At 58.3% G+C, this 20,371-nt stretch carries 23 protein-coding genes and 1 tRNA gene; 14 read left to right on the top strand and 10 right to left on the bottom strand.

Annotated elements, in window-relative coordinates:
- The first annotated feature begins 17 nt into the window (after positions 1–17).
- From ACVWXF_RS03055 to ACVWXF_RS03045, 3 genes are read left to right on the top strand one after another with little or no spacing between them, the layout of a single operon-like run.
- The gene (locus tag ACVWXF_RS03055) at positions 18–1,166 is read left to right on the top strand and encodes a cob(I)yrinic acid a,c-diamide adenosyltransferase (RefSeq protein WP_041436711.1); all 1,149 of its coding nucleotides are present in this window, start codon (positions 18–20) and stop codon (positions 1,164–1,166) included.
- Entirely contained in the window at positions 1,166–1,915 is a 750-nt protein-coding gene (locus ACVWXF_RS03050) for a lysophospholipid acyltransferase family protein (protein ID WP_414413352.1), read from the top strand. Before ACVWXF_RS03055 ends, ACVWXF_RS03050 begins: the two co-directional genes overlap by 1 nt.
- Complete coding sequence (locus ACVWXF_RS03045) at positions 1,912–2,727, top strand: alpha/beta fold hydrolase (protein ID WP_457443927.1); 816 nt, start codon at positions 1,912–1,914, stop codon at positions 2,725–2,727. The genes ACVWXF_RS03050 and ACVWXF_RS03045 overlap by 4 nt, the downstream gene beginning before the upstream one ends.
- Here ACVWXF_RS03045 and ACVWXF_RS03040 read toward each other — a convergent pair.
- Both ACVWXF_RS03040 and ACVWXF_RS03035 read right to left on the bottom strand, forming a co-directional pair.
- Positions 2,705–3,430 (bottom strand): HAD-IA family hydrolase, encoded by a 726-nt coding sequence (locus ACVWXF_RS03040; RefSeq protein WP_457443925.1) that lies wholly within the window; start codon positions 3,428–3,430, stop codon positions 2,705–2,707. The genes ACVWXF_RS03045 and ACVWXF_RS03040 overlap by 23 nt on opposite strands.
- Positions 3,427–4,410, bottom strand: coding sequence for a PhoH family protein (locus tag ACVWXF_RS03035; protein WP_011433889.1), 984 nt, complete (start codon positions 4,408–4,410; stop codon positions 3,427–3,429). The genes ACVWXF_RS03040 and ACVWXF_RS03035 overlap by 4 nt, the downstream gene beginning before the upstream one ends.
- 555 nt (positions 4,411–4,965) lie before the next feature.
- Between ACVWXF_RS03035 and ACVWXF_RS03030 the strand changes: the two genes are divergently transcribed.
- The 3 genes from ACVWXF_RS03030 (at position 4,966) to ACVWXF_RS03020 (ending at position 7,200) form a co-directional block, all read left to right on the top strand.
- On the top strand, positions 4,966–5,514 hold the full coding sequence (locus tag ACVWXF_RS03030) for a hypothetical protein (protein ID WP_457473592.1): 549 nt from the start codon (positions 4,966–4,968) through the stop codon (positions 5,512–5,514).
- Between the two features lie 155 nt (positions 5,515–5,669).
- Positions 5,670–5,760: transfer RNA gene (locus tag ACVWXF_RS03025), tRNA-Ser, on the top strand.
- Between the two features lie 246 nt (positions 5,761–6,006).
- A complete protein-coding gene (locus ACVWXF_RS03020) occupies positions 6,007–7,200 on the top strand; it encodes an RNA-guided endonuclease InsQ/TnpB family protein (RefSeq protein ID WP_457473591.1) in 1,194 nt (397 codons plus the stop codon).
- A gap of 18 nt (positions 7,201–7,218) precedes the next feature.
- Here the strand turns inward: ACVWXF_RS03020 and ACVWXF_RS03015 are convergent, their stop codons facing one another.
- From ACVWXF_RS03015 to ACVWXF_RS03005, 3 genes are all read right to left on the bottom strand, one after another.
- Positions 7,219–7,530 carry a hypothetical protein gene (locus ACVWXF_RS03015; RefSeq protein ID WP_414331199.1) on the bottom strand — a complete coding sequence of 104 codons (312 nt, stop codon included), beginning with the start codon at positions 7,528–7,530 and terminating at the stop codon, positions 7,219–7,221.
- 182 nt (positions 7,531–7,712) lie between these two features.
- The gene (locus ACVWXF_RS03010; protein ID WP_414384205.1) at positions 7,713–8,000 is read right to left on the bottom strand and encodes a hypothetical protein; all 288 of its coding nucleotides are present in this window, start codon (positions 7,998–8,000) and stop codon (positions 7,713–7,715) included.
- A gap of 130 nt (positions 8,001–8,130) precedes the next feature.
- On the bottom strand, positions 8,131–8,451 hold the full coding sequence (locus tag ACVWXF_RS03005) for a hypothetical protein (protein WP_457473590.1): 321 nt from the start codon (positions 8,449–8,451) through the stop codon (positions 8,131–8,133).
- 110 nt (positions 8,452–8,561) lie between these two features.
- On the opposite strand from ACVWXF_RS03005, the gene ACVWXF_RS03000 reads away from it, so the two are divergent.
- The gene (locus ACVWXF_RS03000) at positions 8,562–9,692 is read left to right on the top strand and encodes a geranylgeranyl reductase family protein (RefSeq protein ID WP_414342010.1); all 1,131 of its coding nucleotides are present in this window, start codon (positions 8,562–8,564) and stop codon (positions 9,690–9,692) included.
- Here the strand turns inward: ACVWXF_RS03000 and ACVWXF_RS02995 are convergent.
- From ACVWXF_RS02995 to ACVWXF_RS02985, 3 genes are all read right to left on the bottom strand, one after another.
- Positions 9,669–10,181 (bottom strand): ATP-binding protein, encoded by a 513-nt coding sequence (locus tag ACVWXF_RS02995; RefSeq protein ID WP_457473589.1) that lies wholly within the window; start codon positions 10,179–10,181, stop codon positions 9,669–9,671. The two genes, ACVWXF_RS03000 and ACVWXF_RS02995, sit on opposite strands and share 24 nt — an antisense overlap.
- A gap of 119 nt (positions 10,182–10,300) precedes the next feature.
- Positions 10,301–11,128 (bottom strand): OmpA family protein, encoded by an 828-nt coding sequence (locus ACVWXF_RS02990; RefSeq protein WP_414332690.1) that lies wholly within the window; start codon positions 11,126–11,128, stop codon positions 10,301–10,303.
- A gap of 454 nt (positions 11,129–11,582) precedes the next feature.
- Positions 11,583–12,242, bottom strand: coding sequence for a LexA family transcriptional regulator (locus tag ACVWXF_RS02985; protein WP_457473588.1), 660 nt, complete (start codon positions 12,240–12,242; stop codon positions 11,583–11,585).
- A 403-nt stretch (positions 12,243–12,645) separates the two neighbouring features.
- On the opposite strand from ACVWXF_RS02985, the gene ACVWXF_RS02980 reads away from it, so the two are divergent.
- The 6 genes from ACVWXF_RS02980 to ACVWXF_RS02955 all read left to right on the top strand — a co-directional run bounded on the left by ACVWXF_RS02980 (position 12,646) and on the right by ACVWXF_RS02955 (position 16,129).
- On the top strand, positions 12,646–12,888 hold the full coding sequence (locus ACVWXF_RS02980; protein ID WP_414344867.1) for a hypothetical protein: 243 nt from the start codon (positions 12,646–12,648) through the stop codon (positions 12,886–12,888).
- 106 nt (positions 12,889–12,994) lie between these two features.
- A complete protein-coding gene (gene ndhC / locus ACVWXF_RS02975) occupies positions 12,995–13,357 on the top strand; it encodes a photosynthetic/respiratory NAD(P)H-quinone oxidoreductase subunit C (RefSeq protein ID WP_414331498.1) in 363 nt (120 codons plus the stop codon).
- Entirely contained in the window at positions 13,354–14,088 is a 735-nt protein-coding gene (locus ACVWXF_RS02970) for an NADH dehydrogenase subunit K (protein ID WP_457384275.1), read from the top strand. Before ndhC ends, ACVWXF_RS02970 begins: the two co-directional genes overlap by 4 nt.
- Before the next feature lies 1 nt (position 14,089).
- The gene (locus ACVWXF_RS02965; protein WP_457473587.1) at positions 14,090–14,641 is read left to right on the top strand and encodes an NAD(P)H-quinone oxidoreductase subunit J; all 552 of its coding nucleotides are present in this window, start codon (positions 14,090–14,092) and stop codon (positions 14,639–14,641) included.
- A gap of 32 nt (positions 14,642–14,673) precedes the next feature.
- Positions 14,674–14,862, top strand: a complete 189-nt coding sequence (locus ACVWXF_RS02960) for a hypothetical protein (RefSeq protein WP_457473586.1) — start codon at positions 14,674–14,676, stop codon at positions 14,860–14,862.
- A gap of 7 nt (positions 14,863–14,869) precedes the next feature.
- Entirely contained in the window at positions 14,870–16,129 is a 1,260-nt protein-coding gene (locus tag ACVWXF_RS02955) for a class I SAM-dependent methyltransferase (protein ID WP_457473585.1), read from the top strand.
- Positions 16,130–16,164: 35 nt separating this feature from the next.
- Here ACVWXF_RS02955 and ACVWXF_RS02950 read toward each other — a convergent pair whose 3' ends face one another.
- Positions 16,165–17,031 (bottom strand): hypothetical protein, encoded by an 867-nt coding sequence (locus ACVWXF_RS02950; protein ID WP_457473584.1) that lies wholly within the window; start codon positions 17,029–17,031, stop codon positions 16,165–16,167.
- Between the two features lie 608 nt (positions 17,032–17,639).
- Here ACVWXF_RS02950 and ACVWXF_RS02945 point away from each other — a divergent pair.
- The gene (locus tag ACVWXF_RS02945; protein ID WP_457473583.1) at positions 17,640–19,178 is read left to right on the top strand and encodes a glycoside hydrolase family 3 protein; all 1,539 of its coding nucleotides are present in this window, start codon (positions 17,640–17,642) and stop codon (positions 19,176–19,178) included.
- 324 nt (positions 19,179–19,502) lie between these two features.
- Here ACVWXF_RS02945 and fabD read toward each other — a convergent pair whose 3' ends face one another.
- On the bottom strand, positions 19,503–20,369 hold the full coding sequence (gene fabD, locus ACVWXF_RS02940; protein ID WP_414342607.1) for an ACP S-malonyltransferase: 867 nt from the start codon (positions 20,367–20,369) through the stop codon (positions 19,503–19,505).
- Positions 20,370–20,371 lie beyond the last annotated feature (2 nt).

The raw sequence follows: 20,371 nt of genomic DNA, 5'->3' as shown, positions 1-20,371 counted from the left end.
GATTTTCCCACAGCAGGATGACGCGGAGGGGCATGGCAGAAATTGGGATTGTGACTGCCCAGCAGTTTGATCGGCGACGGGGCCAGATCCATGTCTACGACGGCGAGGGCAAAGGCAAGTCCCAGGCGGCCCTAGGGGTTGTGCTGCGTTCCATTGGCTTGGGGATCGAAAAGGCGGCCCCCAGCCGGGTGTTGCTGGTGCGGTTTCTCAAGGGGCCAGGCCGAACCTATGCTGAGGATGCGGCCATTGCGGCTCTGCAGCGAGGCTTCCCCCATCTCATCGATCAATTGCGCACCGGGCGGGGAGAGTTTTTCGGCCCAGATGAGATCACCAAGTTTGACCGTCAGGAGGCCCGCCGCGGTTGGGATGTGGCCAAAGGGGCTTTGGCGTCGGGGTTTTACTCGGTGGTGGTGCTGGATGAGCTCAACCCGGTGCTGGATCTGGGCCTGTTGCCTGTGGAGGAGGTGGTCAGTACCCTCAAGCAAAAGCCGGAGGCCATGGAGGTGATCATCACCGGGCGCGGCGCTCCCAAGGAAATTATCGACCTGGCGGATTTGCACTCGGAAATGCGCAGTGTCCGGCGGGCGACGGATCCCCAAAACGGCCAACCCCCTTGCAGCGGCATCGAGATCTACACCGGCAACGGCAAGGGAAAATCCACCAGCGCTCTGGGGCGGGCTCTGCAGGCGATTGGACGCGGCATCAGTAAGGATCTCTCCCATCGTGTACTGATCATGCAATGGCTGAAGGGGGGAACGGGCTACACCGAGGATGCAGCCATTCGGGCCCTGCGGGAAAGCTACCCCGATTTGGTGGATCACCAGCGTTGCGGTCGGGACGCCATTGTCTGGCGGGGCAAACAACAGGAAATCGACTATGTAGAAGCGGAGCGGGGCTGGGAGTTGGCACGGGCGGCCATCGCTTCTGGCCTGTACAAAACCATCATCTTGGATGAGTTGAACCCGACGGTGGATCTGGAGCTGCTGGACGTGGAGCCGATTGTCCAGGCTTTGCTGCGCAAGCCGCGGGACACGGAGATCATCATCACGGGGCGGTGCCATGCCCCCTTACCTTACTTTGAGCTGGCCTCTGTCCACTCGGAAATGGTGAGCCACAAGCACTATGCCGAGCAGGGGGCCGATCTGCGGCGCGGGGTGGACTATTGATGGGATCCTTCGCAGCGTTCTCAGCCAATTCTGCTCTCTCTTGGCCTCCAGACCCCAGGACTCTGGCCCAGTTGTTGCTCACCCTTTTCCAGACGGAAGTGTGGGTGGAGGGCAAGGAGCACGTTCCCGCCGGCCCGCTGGTGGTGGTGAGCAATCACCGCAGTTTTCTGGATGCGCCGGTGCTGATCGCGGGGTTGGACCGACCGATTCGCTTTGCCTGCCATTACTACCTGGCTCAGGTGCCGCTGCTGCGGGAAATCGCCCTGGCTTTGGACTGCATTCCCCTCAAGCAGGGATCCCGACAGCAAATCCATTTTTTTCGCCAGGCGCAGGCCAGTTTGGCAGCGGGGGTGGGTGTGGGGATCTTCCCAGAAGGGGCGGAGCAGATCACCCGTGAGACCTCGCCTGGGGAGGTGGGGCGGTTTCAGCCAGGTTTTGCCCACCTGGCGCTGGCGGCAGCGGTGGATCCCTTGCCGATTCTGCCGGTGGCGGTGTGGGCGCAGGAAGAATGGCGGGGAGTAGATATTCCTATGGCTTTTTTCCGCTGGTTTGACCCCACTGAACCCCGATTTCAACAGGAAGGGGGACATCCGGTGGTGTTGTATCGGCGGGTGGTGCTCAGGGTGGGATCCCCCCTTTGGGTGGGCAGGAAGCAGCGCCAGGGATCCCGACGCGAGCGAATGCAGGTCATTCAAGAGCTAACTGCAGCGGCCCGAGAACAGGTGCGATTGGGATTGGCAGAGAGATGAGAAAGTTGAGTGGCGAGCCGGTAGCATCTGCCTCTAGCTTGGTCAGCCCGGCAACGGGAGCGGTCGGTCAGGAGCGGCCCCTGCTGCTGTATTTGCCCGGTATGGATGGCACAGGTACGTTGTTTTACCGGCAGGCGCAGGCTCTGCAGCGGGAGTTTCGCATTCGCCCCCTGAGTTTGAACCACCCGGAAGCGGGGGATAGCTGGGAAACCCTGGCCGATTGGGTGGGATCCCAGCTAGAAGCGGGGGCGTACTTGTGTGGAGAATCCTTTGGGGCCTGCCTGGCCTTGCTGGTGGCCGCCCAATGGCCGGAACGGTGCCGCGGCCTCATTTTGGTCAATCCAGCCTCGTCGCTGCGACGTAGGCCCTGGTGGTGGGCAGGGCATGTTCTCCTGCCTTTTTTGCCACCGGGGCTCTATCACCAGTTGTCGGAGCGGGGGTTGGGGGTTTTGGCGGAGCTCAGCCAAATGGAGCCGCCGGATCGGGAGCGGCTGCGCCAGGCGGTTCACAGTGTTGAGCCCACAGTGGCTGCCCAGCGCTTGGCTTTGCTGGGATCCTTTGTTGTGGAGAAGCTGCCCCTGGAGTCGATGACCCTGCCAACTTTGCTGGTGGCGGGGGGGCGGGATCGCCTGTTGCCCTCGGTGCAGGAGGTGGGCTGGCTGGCGGAACGGCTGCCCCAGGCGCAGGTAGAAATCTCGCCCCAGAGCGGCCACGCTTGCCTGCTGGAGCGGCGGATGAACCTGCGGCGTTACCTGCTCAAGCCGGATGGCCTTTTCACCCCCCTGCTGCTCAATTCTGCTTCGGCCCATTGAGCATGGACAGGGATCCCCACAGATCTTCTATCCGCTCTGGGCAGGAGCTCTCCTTCCCCTCTCGATCCAGCCAAAGGGCTCGCAAGCCTGCTGCTTTTGCCCCCTGGTAGTCTTCGCGGTGGCTGTCGCCGATGTGGCCGGCGGCTGCGGGGGGGATCCCGTGGGCTGCCAGGGCAGCTTGGAAGATGCGGGGATCGGGCTTGGCATAGCCCACTTGGGTGGAGAGGGTGAGGGTGGAAAAGTAGGGATCCAACTGCAACTGCTGCAGCACCCTGGGCAAGCGGCTGTCGAAGTTGGAGATCACCCCCAACCGGATCCCTTCCTGCTGCAGGGCCCGCAAAGCCGGCAGCGTCTCGGGATACAGCTCCCAGGGATCCGCCCCGGCAAAGTGCTCAAACAATTGGGCGAAAAAGTCTTCAAACCGGTGCTCTCCGAAGGCAGCCAGGGATCCCACCCGGGCAAAAGTCTCCCGCACCACCTGGCGCCACCAGGTCCGCTCCCACTCCCGCAAAGGGGATCCCGTCAATCCTGGGCAGGCCGGGGCTGGAGCCTGGGCAAAAACTTGGCCAAAAGCGCGATCCAAGGCCTGGGGATCCACCCTTACCCCATACTCCGCTGCCACCTGGCTGTAAACCTGGCCCACGCTGCCCCGCACCCGAAACAAAGTGCCCACAGCGTCGAAAAAGAGCACCCTCAGCTTCACGACTGCCCCTCGTAGCGGGCGTAGGCATCGACAATCCGCTGCACCAGAGGGTGGCGCACCACATCCCGCTGGTCGAAGTAGCAAAAGGCAACCCCCTCTACCCCTGTCAGAATACGCTCTGCCGCTGCCAGGCCGGACATGCGATGTTTGCCCAGATCCGTTTGGGTGAGATCCCCGGTAACCACCATACGCGACCGGAACCCCAGCCGCGTGAGGGCCATCTTCATCTGCTCGGGGGTGGTGTTCTGGGCTTCGTCCAAAATGATGAAGGCATTGCTCAAAGTACGGCCTCGCATGTAGGCCAGCGGCGCCACCTCGATCACCCCCTGCTCCATCAACTGCGGTAGCTTGGCCGGGTCGATAAACTCGAACAGGGCATCGTAAAGGGGCCGCAGATAGGGATCCACCTTTTCCACCAGATCCCCCGGCAAAAACCCCAGTTTTTCTCCCGCCTCCACAGCCGGGCGAGTCAAGATCAAACGCTCGTACTCCCGGTTTTGTAGGGCAGCAATGGCCACAACGGCAGCCAGATAGGTTTTTCCTGTGCCCGCCGGTCCAATGCCAAAGCAGAGGTCGTGGGTGCGAATGGCTCGCACGTACTCCTGTTGGCGGGGCGTTTTCGGTCGGATAAGCTCCCCTTTGCGGGTGCGGGCCAAAATCCCTGCTTGTGCTTGCTGGTAGGCGGCAACCTCTTGTCCGGAGAGGGCGCGAAAAGCTTGCTCTGCATCGATCACAGTGACGGGGTGCCCAGTTTGCCAAAGCGGCCTCAGCAATTCTAGCCATTGCCGCACCTGCTGCCGCTGTTGGGGAGTGCCTTTCAGGTACAGGTCTTGTCCGCGCAGCGTTACAGAAGCACCGCTGGAGCGACTGATCCACCTCAGGTTGGCCTCCTGAGTGCCCGCCAAAGACATGGCCTGTTGAGGATTGGACAGAGAGATGACTTCGAAATCAGAAGAGAGGGAAGTAGGGTTGTCGTGCATGCCGTGGGCGCCGGGCACCCTGGGAGACCTGTAGGGGTGATCTTACCAAAAACGCTTGTCAGGGCGCTCTGGGCTGTGGAAAGCCGCTGCAGAGCCCAGGGGTCGAGCGCAAGAGTGCTTAACAGGGGATTACACTATTAATGTGTTCCAAAATACAAGCTTCTGGAAGATCTGCAGCAAACCTGGATTTGGGTTCCGGCCTTCATTGGCAGCCGAGTCACAGGGAATTAACAACTCCCTAAGGTTCCCTAAAAAAGTATTGCAAAGGGCTATCTTTTCGGGAATAGCTTTTATTCATCAAGTAACGTTGATCTATCTGCTAAAGGAGCTTGAACTCCCAGTCTCTCGTCGGTCGGGCAAGAGCTTGAGGTTTTCAACTCCGTTGGTCATCGTGCATCTGACATTCTCCATCCAGCAGCAGGGATGTGGATGGGGGTCTCTTACAACCTTTCCCCAGGCTCCTCTTGGGGATCCCTGTGACTCCTCAATTTCTGAGCAAGAGGCTCATCCCTTCTGGAGTCACTTTGAAAAATCAGATGGAAAAAGGAGAGATAGATGTTTACCCAATCTGCGTCTGATACTCTGGGGTTGGCAAAACTGGATTTGGCGCAAATTCCGCGGCAGATCACCTGCGATGGCAGTGACTTGGATTGGAGCCAGGCCCTGGCCATCGAAGGGATCCAACCTGAAGAAGAAGCTTTACAGGCTTGGATGGCTTTCCGTGACCTGCGGGTGAACCAAGAGGCGGGCAACATTTTACGCTGGCAAGGGCGTCCGTTGCGGGCCAGCCGTATCCGCTTTTTCCCCAGGAATGTGGCTTGGCGCTATGGCTTCTCGTTTTCCACCAGCATCCGCTCGCCCCTTGGCAAAGGGATCCCGACCCCTGAGGAGTGGCGCTACCCGGGCCTCTGCCGCTACGGGATTGTGCTGTTTCAACCCAACGCCCAACTGGTGGCCCATCAGGTTTTCGAGTCCTCGCCAGAGCAGCCCCAAGAGGTGGATCTGGATCCCAACCTGGATATTGCCTTCAACATCAATGACGCCAAGGGCAGCTACGGCGACAATAGCGGCAGCTTCGATATTTACCTGCAGGTGGTGAGCTAGACTCACCCAACCCCAGGAGGGATCCCGGCTGATCGCGATAGCGGGACGGAGTCTTTGCAGGGCGGGTCAGGGGGCAGTTGCCGGGTGGGATCCCATCCCCTACAATGAGTGAACTGGTGGCTGGATCCCAGCTTGCCATTGCCCTTCCTGGCCCTGGAGAGGTGGCTGAGTGGTCGAAAGCGGCTTCCTGCTAAGAAGTTACGGGGCCCAAAAGCTCCGTCGAGGGTTCGAATCCCTCCCTCTCCGTCCATATTTGCTGACCAAGGTTGTTGACGTCCTCTGCGCGCCGTTAGCTTACTTCCCCATAGCGGTAGGGCGGGGCTTTTCTCAGTAGCTCGGGCGTCTCAGACTAACCTGAAACGACCATAGAGGCCAACTCCGCTACCAGTCATGGGTCGTGGAAGCAGGAAGAAATCAGCTAGAAATCGCAGGAGCCCCGCACTGTACCTGCAGGGTCAGTGTCGGGAGGAATGCGGAAGTTATGATAGAACCATGACCCAAGTCCTGACCGTCTCCTGCAAGCTCAAGGCGTCCCAGTCGCAGGCCGCAAAGTTGGACGCGACCTTGGATGCCTTTGTGCAGGCGTTGAACTGGGTCAACCAAAACACGCCCGAGAAAGTCACCAACGCCGTTAAGCTCCAGTCTCTGTGCTACCGCGAAATCCGTGCCCGGTTCGGCTTGTCCAGTAACTTGGCTCAGCAGGTCTGCAGACGGCTGGCCGGTGCCCGCAAGGTTGCCCGACAGAAAAACCGCCCCGTCAAAGCGTTCAAGGGGGGCTTCGCGACCTATGACGCTCGTATCTTTTCGTTCCGCGAGAAAGACTGGACGGTGTCGCTGACCACGGTGGAGGGTCGGGAGCGCTTTGAGCTGTCCATCGGCAACTACCAGCGTGGGATGCTGGCTGGTTCCAATCCCAAATCGGCCACTCTGGTCAAGCGCAGAGACGGCTCCTACTACATCCAGATTTGCGTAGAGAAAAAACCACCCAAGCAACAAGATACCGACAAGGTGATCGGGGTGGACTTTGGAAGGACAGATATTGCCCATACGTCAGAGGGGGACAATTGGAATGGACAGCAGTTGAACAAGGTCCGAGACCATCACTCGCGGTTGAGGGCGGTACTCCAACGCAAAGCCAGTAAGGGCACCCGCAGTTCGCGGCGCAGATGCAGAGAACTGTTGCAACGGCTGTCTGGCAAGGAGAGACGCTTTCAAGTGTGGGTCAATCATCGCATCTCCAAAGCTATTGTCTCTAGGGCAAAGGCTACCAACAGCGCTATTGCTCTGGAAGACCTGACAGGGATTCGGGAAAGGGTCAATCAACAGCCACGCAGCAAGACAGAGCGTAGGCGGGCAAATAGTTGGGCGTTTTATCAACTCCGTCATTTTCTGGAGTACAAGGCTCTGCGTGCGGGGGTTGCTCTGATTCTTGTTCCGCCTGCCTACACGTCGCAGACCTGTCACAAGTGTTTGCACATCCATCCCGATCCTGCGCAATCCTATCGCAGTGGGAAGCAGTTCAAGTGTGGGCACTGTGGATGGGAAGGGGATGCGGACTGGAATGGGGCCAACATGATTGCCAAGCTTGGGGCTGTCGTAAACCAGCCTAGAGGCCCGTGGTTGGCTTGCCAACTGCAGGGCTACCGAAAGCCCGCCCTGTACTGCGAAGCAGTCAGGGTCGGGTAGTTTACAGGGGTGTAGTCCTCAATCCAAATAGGCGCTCAACTCCTGCTCCAATGTAGGCAGTTGCACCTCTCCCTGCTCCAGCTCTTCCAAATCTTCCAGTTGCTTGCGCAGGCGGGCGATCCGCTCTTGCAGGCACTCTTTGATGCCTTTGGCCCCCAAACTGAGACAACTGCGGCAGACTTCCCCGTAGATTTGCCCGCGGTCGTTATAGACCACCGCCAGCAACACTTGGTGCCCTTTTTTCTGGATGGGGTTGGCCCATCCCCCACAGATAATGCAGGGCACTCGGCCATTGCCCCCGTAAATGCTGCGTTCCCAGACGATTCTCACGCTCAGCCTCAATGCAACTTGTTGCCCACCAGCATAAAAACCCAGGGGGATCCCTTGCCACCCCAAGATGCCGCGTTCCTTCCCTTCCCATTGCGGTGAAACGGTTTGCTGGTTAAATGCCTGCCCCCCTCTCCCCCTGAGAGAGGGGCTTGGGGGTGGAGGCCAAAAAGGGATCCCAGTGGCTAGGTGCTGGGCCGGGCAGGTTGGGAGCGGTCGATGGTGCGATAGGTGAGGCTGGCAGCCACCTCCAGAGCTTTGGCGGCGTCGCGGAAATAAAACCCCAACTCCTCATCCTTCTCCGTGCGGTTGGGCTTGTTGAACTTGGCCTTGAACTGCACGTTGCAATACATGGCCAACCCCACCAGAACCTCTGACAGGCCGTGCTGGTTGATCAGCCGTTCCACGTCCGTAAGCAGGCTTTTGATCAGAGCATCGGCTACTGGTTCTGGCAAACTGTCCAGGTCGTGCATGGGGGTTCCTCAACCAACAAGATCAAACAAGCCAACGGGTCTGGAAAATCGAGATGGATCTGGGATCCCGAAGGCAACCTCTCCTGATTTTCCTGCATCTTTTCCAGAATGCCCAATCCCCTTGCCAAGGCTACCACCACTGCCGCAGCCAGCCCCACAGGCCCGGATACCGAATGGAGCGCTCCCGGGCCGCTTGTTCCAGATGATGGGCGTGGTCTTGGATGCCGGGATCCCGCAGACGATTCAGGCGCATCAAATAGGCATAGCGGTGGATCTGTTCTCGCAACTGAACTGGGGGAAGGGCAAAGCACGCTGGGCAAAGGGGGCCGAGATTCAGACCCCTATCGTTGAAAAGGCAACGAACTCGCTTCCCGCCCGCAAAACGCTTTCCGCAGGCGGCACAGTAGCAAGCTGAGGGCTGGTTGGCAAGGCGCTGCCAGCGAATTCGCATGGTCTTCCCGACAAAAAGGCAAGCAACGTGCAGGCAATTCGCTGTAGCCATAATAGGCTAGAAGCTGGTGAGCAAAACCCAGGATGGGGGGGCCTGGAGTATCGAAAACCATGCCGCAACTTTACGACTGTGTCATCGTCGGCGCCGGCCCTGCTGGAGGATCTGCCGCCTACCATCTGGCCAAGCGGGGACGCTCGGTGCTGGTTCTGGAAAAGGATCCCTTGCCCCGCTACAAACCCTGTGGGGGCGGCGTTTCTCCTATGGTGGCGGCTTGGTTTGACTTCGACTTTGGCCCCGCCATTTCCCTCAAGATCCGGCAAATCCGCTACACCTGGCGCGGCGGCGATCCGGTGGTGGTCGATTTGGATTTGAAAGAGCCCGTTTGGATGGTGCGGCGGGATGTTTTCGACCACTACCTGATTCAGCAAGCGCAAAAGCAAGGGGCAGCGCTCCAGGCAGAATGCCCTGTCTCTGGCCTCGAGTGGCAAAGCGACCGCTGGCAAGTGATGACAACCGCCGGCCCAGTCTGGGGTCGGTACGTGATTGGGGCCGATGGGGCAAAAGGCTCGATGGCCAAGTGGCTGGGCTTTCAGGAACGCCGTCGTCGCCTGGCTGCCGCCTTGGAAGCAGAAGTGCCCCTCTCGCAGCCGCAAACTGCAGCCGCCCATTTTGACTTCGGTGCCGTGAGCAATGGCTACATCTGGAACTTCCCCAAGGCCGATGGCTACTCAATTGGAGCGGGCACCTTTCGGGGTGGAGAAAAACAAAACCTGCGGGAAATTGCCGCCCAATATGCCCAAAGCTTTGGCGTAGACTTGAAGTCGGTCAAGCCGTTTGGCCATCCCATCTGCCTCTGGGACGAAGATCAACCGCTACACACCCAAAATGCCCTCTTGGTGGGAGATGCCGCCTGCGTTATCGATCCGTTTACCGCTGAAGGGATCCGCCCTTCCCTTCTCACCGGCATGTTGGCGGCCCAGGCCATCGATCAAGCTCTAGGCGGGGATACAGAAGCTCTGGCGAACTACTCTGCCCGCGTGCAGCAGGAATGGGGCTCAGAAATGCGCTGGGCTAAGCGGATTGCGGCGTTGTTCTATCGCTTTCCGGGCGTGGGCTACAGGGTGGGCGTCAAACGACCGGGAGCCACTCGGCGCATGGGCCAGATCTTGGCCGGTGAACTGCGCTACAGCGATGTGGCCAGCTCAGCTATTCGCAAGTTAAGCGGTGGTCTGCTCGCCTAAGCCCGGCACCGACAGACGCGGGCGAGATCCAGGATCGTCGAAGCGCTTGCCGATCAACAGGCAGTTGCGACCATCCGCTTGGCGGCTGTAGCTGAGGTGAGTAGAGAGAGCTTTCATCAGCAAAATACCCCGTCCCCCCTCGGATTCAAGATTGGCGTTGGGCGATGTGGGATCCGACAAGTTCCGAGCAAATCCCTCCAGATCAAACTCCTGACCCCGATCCCAGATGCGCAACTCCAGCCCTTGCGGCATCAGCAGCAGCTCAATGTCGATGGGCGTACTTTCCGGCAGAGCGCGGTGGGCGTGGCGAACGGCGTTGGTAAACCCCTCTGCCAAGGCCAACTGACATTCCGCCCAAATGGGATCCGGGATGCCCGCATTTCGGAAAGACTCAAACCAGGTCAAAACCTGGTCAAGCGCGTCCAGGGTTGTGTCAACCCTCAGCGCAAACGTTTGCCTCTTGTCCAGAGGGATCCCTGCTGCGTTCAAAACCGAACCCCAACGATGAGGATTGAACTCAAGCCCATCAATCCTGGCCGGATTGACCCTACCAGATTCTAGACCAGAGCCCTGCTAGAACGTGTCATCCCCCACTTTGGGGGGTGCAGCTAGGGAGCGATGACCAAATCCACACGGCGGTTCCGCTGCCGTCCGGCTTCTGTGTCGTTATCGGCAACGGGCAAGGTGGGACCAAAGCCAGAGGTTGTCCAACTGATGGGATGGCCTTCCGGCAGCAGCTTCGTCAAATAGTCCTTAACCGCATTGGCGCGGCGTAGAGAAAGGGCCAAGTTGTAGTTTAAGGGCCCGATGTTATCGGTGTGGCCATTCACTTGAACGCGAGCGCCGGGCATGGCCTCCAAGGATTTTGCCACCTGGGCCAACAGCGAGGCTGCTTCAGGTCGAATCTCGGCTTTGTCAAAATCGAACAGCAAATCGCCCGGCAGGCTGATGGTTTGGGTTCCCACCTGAAAGGAGGTTGGCGTTGTGGTCGGAGCCGGGGTGGGCGCAGAGGCGCTTTCTGCCCCTGGAGCGATCTCAGCAGCAGTGGAAGATTCCCTGACAGGCTCAGGGGCTGTTTGAGAACGCAGCCGTTGCAGCCGCGACTCCAATTCCTCAATTCTGATCAAGAGCTGGATCACCTGCTGGCGGATCTCCCGAATCTCTGCCTCCAGATCCGTGGGGCTCTCATGATTTTCCTCTGGATCTGCATCTGCTGTTGGGCTGGCCACCGGAGGATTGGCCTGGGGCGGGGCCAAGGTGGGCAGGATCGGTGGTGTGGGAGAAGCGGGTTGAGTGGGAGAGATGTTGGTCTCCGGCTGGGGCTGAGGTTGGGCCTGCTGGGGAAGCACCATCCCGACCCAGATTCCGCTGCTGACCAAGAGGATCCCGCTTAGGGAATGGAGAGCGACTGTTAGGAGCTGGGACGAACGAGCCATTGCAGGCAAACCTGATACATTTACACTGAACACTGCTGAACATCACTGTTCAACTATGCAGCGATAGCATTCTGTTTGTTTCCATTCGCGTTAGCGGGACGGAGTCCAAACAGAATGGCGGTATCCCGCAAAGCTTTGAGTAGAATACCCAAAGCGCAGTTTCCGTGTCGTCTTACTACCAATTTTCTGCTTTGCTTTGGCTACCATGTTGGCAGACTCGAAAGTAAACAGAAAGATCAACTGGTAGTAATCCGTACTGAACATATTATACATTATTTTCAGTATAGTTGAGCTTATTATTGACTAGAGTCATGCTCCGGCTGGATGGGCGCAGGCAAGGAGCAGGAACTCCTCTCAACTCAACCCTCAAGACCCATCCTAACCGGCGACCCGATCTCGCCAAGGGGATTCTCGGTCGGTCAAGCTGCCACTTTCCGCCATCTGCTGCCAGAGGCTAATCAAAACTGATGCGACCTCGATAACGCCCTATGAGGGTTAGGCCGTTGATGGGATCCGCCAAATCCGCCACAAAGGGAGGAAAGCGGGGGTTGTCGCTGATCACCTTCACCTGGGATCCGGGCAGGCGCTGCAGTCGTTTGACCAACAGATCCCCATCCATCTGAAAGACGTAAATGCCTTCACAACCCAGGTCTCCACCCTCTTGCCGCTCCACAAAGATCCAGTCGCCATCCTCCAACGTGGGAGACATGCTATCCCCCTGCACCCGAATCAGGCTCAGCTCGGCAGGATTTCCCTTCAAGTATGTCCGCAGCCAGTTTCGCTCAAAAGCAACCACCGATTCGATCGATTCTTCCCGCACCAACGCCCCCGCTCCGGCAGAGGCGGCTACATCGACAAAAGGCACATACACATACTCTGCTTTCGAGTCGGGATGCAACTGCGGGGATCCCTCCCCTGTAATCAGCCAATTGAGGTTGACCTGGCCCACTTGGGCAATTTTCACGGCCTTATCAATGCCGGGCACGGATCCCTTCAGGTAGCTGCGCAAGGCCGTATCGCTAATTCCGGCCCGTCGCCCAAACGCATAGACGGCTTCATCGCCGATCACCTGTCGCAAGCGGTCTGCAAAAGAAGAGCCAGAGGAGATGGACATCGGCTTAACGCTACATATTGTGTATAAGCAGATTTTTACCACTATATCTTGACAAGTCAACAACCGGTGCAGCCATTTGGGGAGAATCTTCAACCTGAGCTGACCAAGCGGCAGAAGGGAAATCTCACTTATTGTTAGCAGGCTGGCTGGGGAATCCTACTGGCGCTACCGTGGTTTTGGGTTGTGTTCACAGCAGGTCAGCAGCGGGCCGGCACAGCTTACTCTACCCAAAAAGGTGCACGTGGGATCTTCACCAAGTGCTGGGGTAAGCTACCCTGTCTGTTGAACTTATTCCGGCAGTCTGTCTGGGTGAAAGATGCTGAGATATCGGCATTAGCGGCCCAAAAGGTTCGGTTCCCAGATTGCCTCTGGGTCTACTTCAAGCTGTTCTGCCTCAATCCCTATGGTTTCCTCTGACCTCAAGCGCTGGCTGGATAACTTCCTGATTGCCGTTGTCTTTCTGGTGTTCGCCGGGTTTGTCTGGTTTGTCTTTTCCGTAACCGGGGCTTTTCTTGGGATCCCACTGGGCTACAAACTTTGGATGCGGCTCTGGCTGCCTTTGTTTCAGCCGGCTTTGGGGATCCTGATGGCCGGGGCGGTGGTGAGCGGAGTGTGGGGCTGGCTGGAAAAACGCCGCTCCCAATAATCGTGATCATCACCAGAACTGAAGATCCGGTGGCGCAGGGGAGCCCCAGACTGGCTCTATACTGGAAACGTATCTAAATGTTGAGCACCTGAGGCAGTCTGGCGTCGTGTTTGTTCTGTCCGGCTACGAGTATTTGCTGGTTTTCCTGATCCTCTGCTCTCTGCTGCCGGTTTTGGCTCTGGGGGCTTCTGCACTCTTGGCGCCAAAGCGGCGGGGATCCCTGCGGCGCAGCACTTACGAGTCGGGCATGGAGCCGTTTGGGCAAGCCTGGATCCAGTTCAACATTCGCTACTACATGTTCGCACTGGTCTTCGTCATTTTCGATGTAGAGACTGTGTTCCTCTATCCCTGGGCAGTGGCGTTTCACCGCTTGGGGCTGTTGGCCTTTGTGGAGGCCCTGATTTTCATCGCCATCCTTGTGGTGGGTCTTGTGTACGCCTGGAGAAAAGGAGCATTGGAATGGTCATGACGTCTGAGAAATCGCAAGTCTTGTTTCCGGGGGCTGCCCCCCAGGTGACTACCGACCTCTCCAACAACGTCGTTCTGACGACGGTGAACGACCTGTACAACTGGGCCAAGATGTCCAGCCTCTGGCCGCTGCTCTACGGCACCGCCTGTTGCTTCATCGAGTTTGCCGCCATGCTGGGATCCCGCTTCGACTTCGACCGCTTTGGCCTGCTGCCTCGTTCTTCGCCGCGCACCGCTGATTTGATCATCACGGCAGGTACGGTCACCATGAAAATGGCGCCGGCGTTGGTCAAGCTCTACCAGCAAATGGCTGAGCCGAAGTACGTGATCGCCATGGGGGCCTGCACCATCAGCGGTGGCATGTTCAGCTCCGATTCCTACACGGCAGTGCGGGGGGTGGACAAGCTGATCCCGGTGGATGTGTACATTCCTGGCTGCCCCCCTCGTCCAGAGGCGATCATGGATGCCATTGTCAAGCTGCGCAAGAAGATCGCCGCCGAGGACATGCGGGAACGGGGCCGTCTGCAGCAAACCCACCGCTACTACACGGTCAAGCATAACCTTAAGCCTGTGCCGGAGATCATCACCGGCAAGTATCTGGAGAGCGAGACCCGCCAAGCTCCCCCGCCAGAGCTGGCTGCGGCCATTGGCTTGCCAGTGCCCCCGGCCTTGCAAACCGCCGACTTTAAGCGGGCGGAACAGCAGCTCAAAGCCTTGCAGGGAGGAGTGTGAGATGGCAGAGGAGAATGCCCAGGAAAAACAAGCGCCGCCGGCGGTGGGCGAGCAGTCGGAACCCTTGGTGACGTTGGAGCGGGGCCCGGTTTCCCAGTTTCTGGCCGACAACGGCTTCGAGCACCAGTATTTGGGGAGAGACGCAGCGGGGGTAGAGCTGTTGGAGGTGGAGCGGGACTTTCTTCTGCCCCTGTGTACCGCCCTCTATGCCTACGGCTTTAACTACCTGGAGTGTCAGTGCGGATATGACCTGGGGGCAGGGCAGCCACTGGTCAGCCTTTACCACCTGATCAAGCTGTCAGACGGGGCGGATCGCCCTCAGGAGGTGCGGCTCCAGGTAAAGTTGCCTCGCCAGGATCCACGGCTGCCTTCCGTATACTGGATTTGGAAGTCGGCGGATTGGCAGGAACGGGAAACCTACGACATGTACGGCATTGTTTTCGAGGGACACCCGAACCTGAAGCGGATTTTAATGCCGGAAGACTGGATAGGTTGGCCCCTGCGCAAGGACTACATCACGCCTGACTTCTATGAGCTGCAGGATGCCTACTGATTGGGGATCCCTGACTCGGTGAGCAGCGTTGAATGGGATGGGTTGAGATGTGGCCTTTTTTGCTCTTGGCAATCTACGCAGGAGGAGTTTGGTACTCGGCCCGCAAGGCGGATCGCATCTATTCGGGCTCCGGGAAGTGGGTGGTATCGGCCCTCTGGCCGGTGCTGCTGCTCTCAAACCGTCAGTTTCGCCAAAATTGGCGTCGTCCCCTGAACAAGTAAGTTTGAGTTGAGTAAGTCTGGATCCCTGGAATCCTCACCTGTGATCGCTCCTGAGCAACACCTACGCGACCCGAGTCTTTCTCTATCGACACCTCAGGCCACGCAGAAGTTGCGGGAGTTGATTGTCAGCCGCATTTGCGCTCAAGGGCCGGTGACCTTTGCCCAGTTTATGGAGTGGGCTCTCTACGAGCCAGGGTTGGGCTATTACGAGCAGGGATCCCCGATTGGCCCCGACTACCTCACCTCTCCCCACCTGGCGGCGGACTTTGCCCAACTGTTGGCAGAGCAGATCCTTCAGTTCTGGCACATTTTGGGATCCCCCTCTGCCTTCACGGTCATCGAGATGGGGGCAGGCAGCGGTCGCTTGGCCCAGGATTGGCTGACCTACGTGCGCTCCGCTAACCCCCCTTTTTGGCAGGCACTGGAATATGGGATCCTGGAGCGTTCTGCCCACCTGCGGCGGCTCCAACAGGAGCGATTGGCTCCTTTTGGGGAGAAGGTGCGCTGGTTGGATTGGGACGGGATCCCGGATGAGTCGGTCACAGGCTGTTTCTTCTCCAATGAGCTGGTGGATGCTTTTCCGGTGCATCGGGTGCAGGTACAGGATGGGGCTTTGCGGGAAATCTATGTCGATTGCAGCGAGGCTGCAGAAGCCGACTTCCGCGAAGTGCTGGGGGATCTGTCCACCCCTGAGCTAAGAGAGTACTTCGCCCGTCTGGGGATCCCTGTAGAAACCTATCCGTCGGGCTACCAAACCGAGGTGAACCTAAAAGCCTTGGAGTGGCTGCAGCTCCTGGCCCGCAAGCTCCGGCGAGGCTACGTGCTCACCATCGATTATGGCCACACTGCCCAGCGCTACTACAGCCCCCACCGCGCCCAAGGTACGCTCCTGGCCTATCGACAGCACGGCAGCTACACGGATCCCTATGTTCGGGTGGGATCCCAGGATCTCACCGCTCATGTGGACTTTACGACCCTAGAGCAAGTGGGAGAATCTCTGGGGCTAAAATGTCTGGGGTTCACCCGGCAAAGCAGCTTTTTGGTGAACCTGGGATTGACCGAGCGGCTGGCCGCCCTCAGCCAAATGGGGAACCCGGTTGATGGCGAAGCTGTGGATGTGGGCCAAGTTTTGCGGCGGCGATCCGCTCTTCATGCGCTGCTGGATCCCATGGGGTTGGGGGGCTTTGGGGTATTGGTGCAGGCCAAGGGCTTGATCCCCTCAGAACACGCTCACCCTCTGCGGGGCTTTGGCGAGCCAGAGCTGTGAACCGTTTCGGTGCTATTGGGATGGGATGTCTGCCCCTACCGGCTACCGTTGCCTTCCATCGATGCCAGTTCTGCCATTGCTCTGGCGCTATCTTCCAGGTTGTCGATTCGCTCCTCGAGGGTTGCAAAGACTTCGTCATATTTGTCGGCCCATGCGACGCCGGCGGCAGTTTTGGTCATGCGGGCCGAGCCAAGAGATACGTCTGAAGATCCTTTCGCGGGCATAGGTGACCGTTTAATGGAGTTACTAGAGCCTGTTGACCGACAAGCCTGGGTTAAGCGGGCAGTATCCTGCTTCAGGAGATTCTGTTTTGATTGGAGTTGTTCTACCTTGGCTATGCCCTCCTTATGGGACTGAATGAGTTTCTGTTTCTTGGCTTGTAAATCTCCAATCGAGGCTTTCAGGCTTTGCTCTTCTGCGCGTAACTGAGGAAGTCGTTCTTCTTGAGATTGGATCTGGATCTCTGTTTCAAAATGAAGCTGAGGAGTTTGAGCTTGCGAACGAGCCTCATCATAAGGTTGGGCAGCAGCCACCCCCTTCTGCTGGACTTTTGCCCAATCTTCAAGGGCAGCACGCAGGTTGGCCAGTTCGCTTTGCAGTTGCTGTAGGTCTGAAGGAGTGATTTCGTTTTGCTTCTGTCGATTTTCGAGGTGCTCTAGAAGCTGGATTTTGGCTTTGGCCTCGCTTCCAGATAGAGCAGAAGCCACATAGCCCGTCATCCCCGTGGCCAAACCTGCTGCTCCCGCCTGCCACAGGGATCCTCCCGCCCCAAGGCCACCAATAGCCACCGTAACTCCGGCCAACGCGGGAAAGGCAGTTATCCAAAGCTGGCGGCAGGAGAAAGGCAACATCATCGACCCCAGGGTGGAAGAGGAGATTGTCTTGAAGATTGTTTTGACCATAGGTAATGTTTGGGTAGGTTTTCTCTCACTCACAACTCCTCTTTTTTTAAGGAGAAAGGGGAGCTAGAACCAACACAAAGAACAAAGAACGCCTTAGAGACAATTTTACTGCACTATTTCACTGCACTTCATCACTGCACTTCAAGATGACTCTGGTGTACTGCTGAGGTTACAGTTCTTTACGCCATCCCTCCAGTATGGCCACAACTACAAGTCAATCGCCACTCTAAACCTGCAAGAGCCACTTCAGCTAGAAATCGCAGGAGCCCCGCACTGTACCCGTAGGGTCGGTGTCGGGAGGAATGCTATAATAATACTGCGGGCACCAGAAACGGTTGTTTAAGGCACTGGTAACGGTCGATTGGGGGTGCTGTAAACCACCCCAGAGGCTCGTGGTTGGCTTGCTAACTGCAGGGCTACTAAAAGCCCGCTCCGTACCGCCTAGCGGTTGATGTCGGGTAGTTTACGCTCATCCTGACCGGCTTTCTTGGCAGCGACGCCCAAGGACATCTGCTTTGACATGCTCGATAGGACTCCGTCCCGCTGACGCGAAAGGACCCCGTCCCGCTGCCGCAGTGGATCCCAGGGCTTGGAGCCTTGAGGAGAAAGTGGGGCAACTGTTTCTGGTTTATTTTGAGGGAGCTGAGTTTTCCTCCGCTCTCGAGGAGATGATCCGGGACTACCACGTGGGCGGGCTGATCTTCTATTCGATTGCCGGCAACATTCAAACGTTGCCTCAGGTGGCCCAGCTCATTGCCGCGGCTCAGGCACAAGCCCTTGTCCCCCTGTGGATAGCCATTGATCAAGAGGGGGGGCCGGTGGTGCGCCTTACCGAGGGGGTGACGGTGTTCCCCAGCGCCATGGCAGTGGCAGCAGCGGGATCCCTGGCAAAGGCGGAAGCTATGGCCCGTGCGGTGGGAACGGAGCTGAAAAGTTTGGGGTTTAACCTCAACTTCGCCCCTGTTGTGGACGTGAACAGCAACCCCCACAACCCCATCATCGGCATCCGAGCCTTTGGGTCAGACCCGAAACAGGTGACAGATTACGGCCTCGCCCTGTGGCGCGGCTATCGGCAAGCCGGGATCCTCTGCACGCCCAAACATTTTCCCGGTCATGGGGACACCGATATGGATTCCCACCTGGGGTTGCCGCGGGTGGATCGTCCCCTGGAGGCGCTACAAACCACGGAATTGCGCCCGTTTCAGGCTTTGATCCAGGCAGGGGCAGAGGCGGTGATGACGGCGCATGTGGTGATGCCGGCTCTGGGATCCGTCGGCGACAGCGGGACGAAGTCCTTGCAACCGGCAACGCTGGCCCCTGAGGTGGTGTCCGGCTGGCTGCGGCAGAAGCTGGGTTTCAAGGGTCTTGTCCTGACGGATTCCCTGACCATGGGGGCCATTGCCCGCACCTACGGCATTCCCGAAGCGGCAGAACTGGCCTTTAGGGCAGGAGCCGATGTGCTGGTGTTTGGGGCAGATCCCGGCTTTAGCCCGGCCATCCAAAAAGAAGCCTATGCCCATCTGCTGCGGGAGTTCCGTGCCGGTCGTTTGTCGGTTGAGCAGTTGGATCGGTCAGTGGAGCGAATTTTGACCTTGAAGCGGCGCTACGGATTGGGATCCCCCTGCTCCCCTTTCCCCCCTGCCGGCTTGGAAAACCACCGGGCACTGGCCCGCCAAATCGCCCAAGACAGCATCACCCTAGTACGGGGATCCCTGCCTCCCTTGGCCCCTGACCCGCTGCTTATCACCCCTGTGCCTCTTCTGGGGGATCTTTTCCAAAATGTCTGGCCCGGTGCTCAGGTTCTCAAGATCAGCCCAGAGCCTACCCCTGAGGATTTGCAAACAACCCTGCAAGGGGCGTCAAGAGCTGACCAAGTGCTGGTGGGATCCCTTGATCTGTTTCGTTACCCGCTTCAGAAGGAGTTGCTGGCGGACTTACTGGGATCCCTTCCGCCGGAAAAGGTGATTGGGTTGGCCTTGGGATCCCCCTACGACGCCTTTGCCCTGCCCCAGATCCCGGTCTATTTGGCCTGCTACGGCACTACCCCCGTCTCTCTACAGGCGTTGCTGCAGGTGTTGTTGGGACAGATCCCGGCCCAGGGTCGCTTGCCGGTTGGATCCCACTTGGAGGGATCCTGGTCGCGTTAGCGGAGCTGATACATTTACGCTGAACACTGCTGAACATCACTGTTCAACTATGCAGCGATAGCATTCTGTTTGTTTCCATTCGCGTTAGCGGGACGGAGTCCAAACAGAATGGCGGTATCCCGCAAAGCTTTGAGTAGAATACCCAAAGCGCAGTTTCCGTGTCGTCTTACTACCAATTTTCTGCTTTGCTTTGGCTACCATGTTGGCAGACTCGAAAGTAAACAGAAAGATCAACTGGTAGTAATCCGTACTGAACATATTATACATTATTTTCAGTATAGTTGAGCTTATTATTGACTAGAGTCATGCTCCATAGCAGATCCCCTAGCTGCTGAGGTTGCTGAAATTGCACCGCGTCAGGGTCGGCACCGTTCGCCTCACCAAGCCCGTCAGAACATTTCCGGGGCCGATTTCCCACACCTCTTGGATGCCGTCGGCGGCCATCTGCAACACGGTTTCTCGCCAGCGGACAGGGGCAGTCATCTGGGCCAGCAGCGCCTGCTTAAGGGCTTGCGGATCCCGGCTGGCGGTGGCAGTGCAGTTGCTGTAGACGGGCACTCGCGGCGGCTGAAAGTCAACAGCGCGCAAGGTGTGGGCAAACTCCTCGGCAGCAGCCTGCATAAAGGGCGAGTGAAAGGCACCACTTACCTTGAGGGGAACGGTGCGCTTGGCCTGCAACTGCTCACAGACGGCTTGCACCCCCTCCACTGAGCCGCTGATCACCACCTGATCCGGGCTGTTGTCGTTGGCAAGGGTGACATCGGGGATCATCTGGCACAGGTGCTCCAGCTTGTCGCGGTCAAACCCCATCACTGCCGCCATGCTGCCCGGGGGATCCCCTGCGGCTTCCATCAGTTGGCCCCGCAGCGCCACCAGCCGTAGGCCGGTTTCGAAATCAAACACGCCGGCAGCGTAGAGGGCGCTGTATTCGCCCAGACTGTGGCCAGCAGTGCAGGCAGGAGCCTGTCCCTGGGCGTAGAGATAGTCCGTCAACAGGGCCGATACGGTGAACAAAGCCGGTTGCGTGTAGCCGGTCTGGTGGATCTGGTCTTCCGACAGAGCTAAGGGATCCCATCCCAGCATCTGGCGGGCCAAAGCCAACTTCTGGCCTGCTCCCTGCCAGTTCCGCAAGTCCCTTCCCATGCCTACCGCTTGGGATCCCTGGCCGGGATAGATCCAGGCAACAGTCATCA

The sequence above is a fragment of the Thermostichus sp. MS-CIW-40 genome, assembly GCF_054058315.1.
This window is presented reverse-complemented; position numbering and strand designations above follow the sequence as displayed.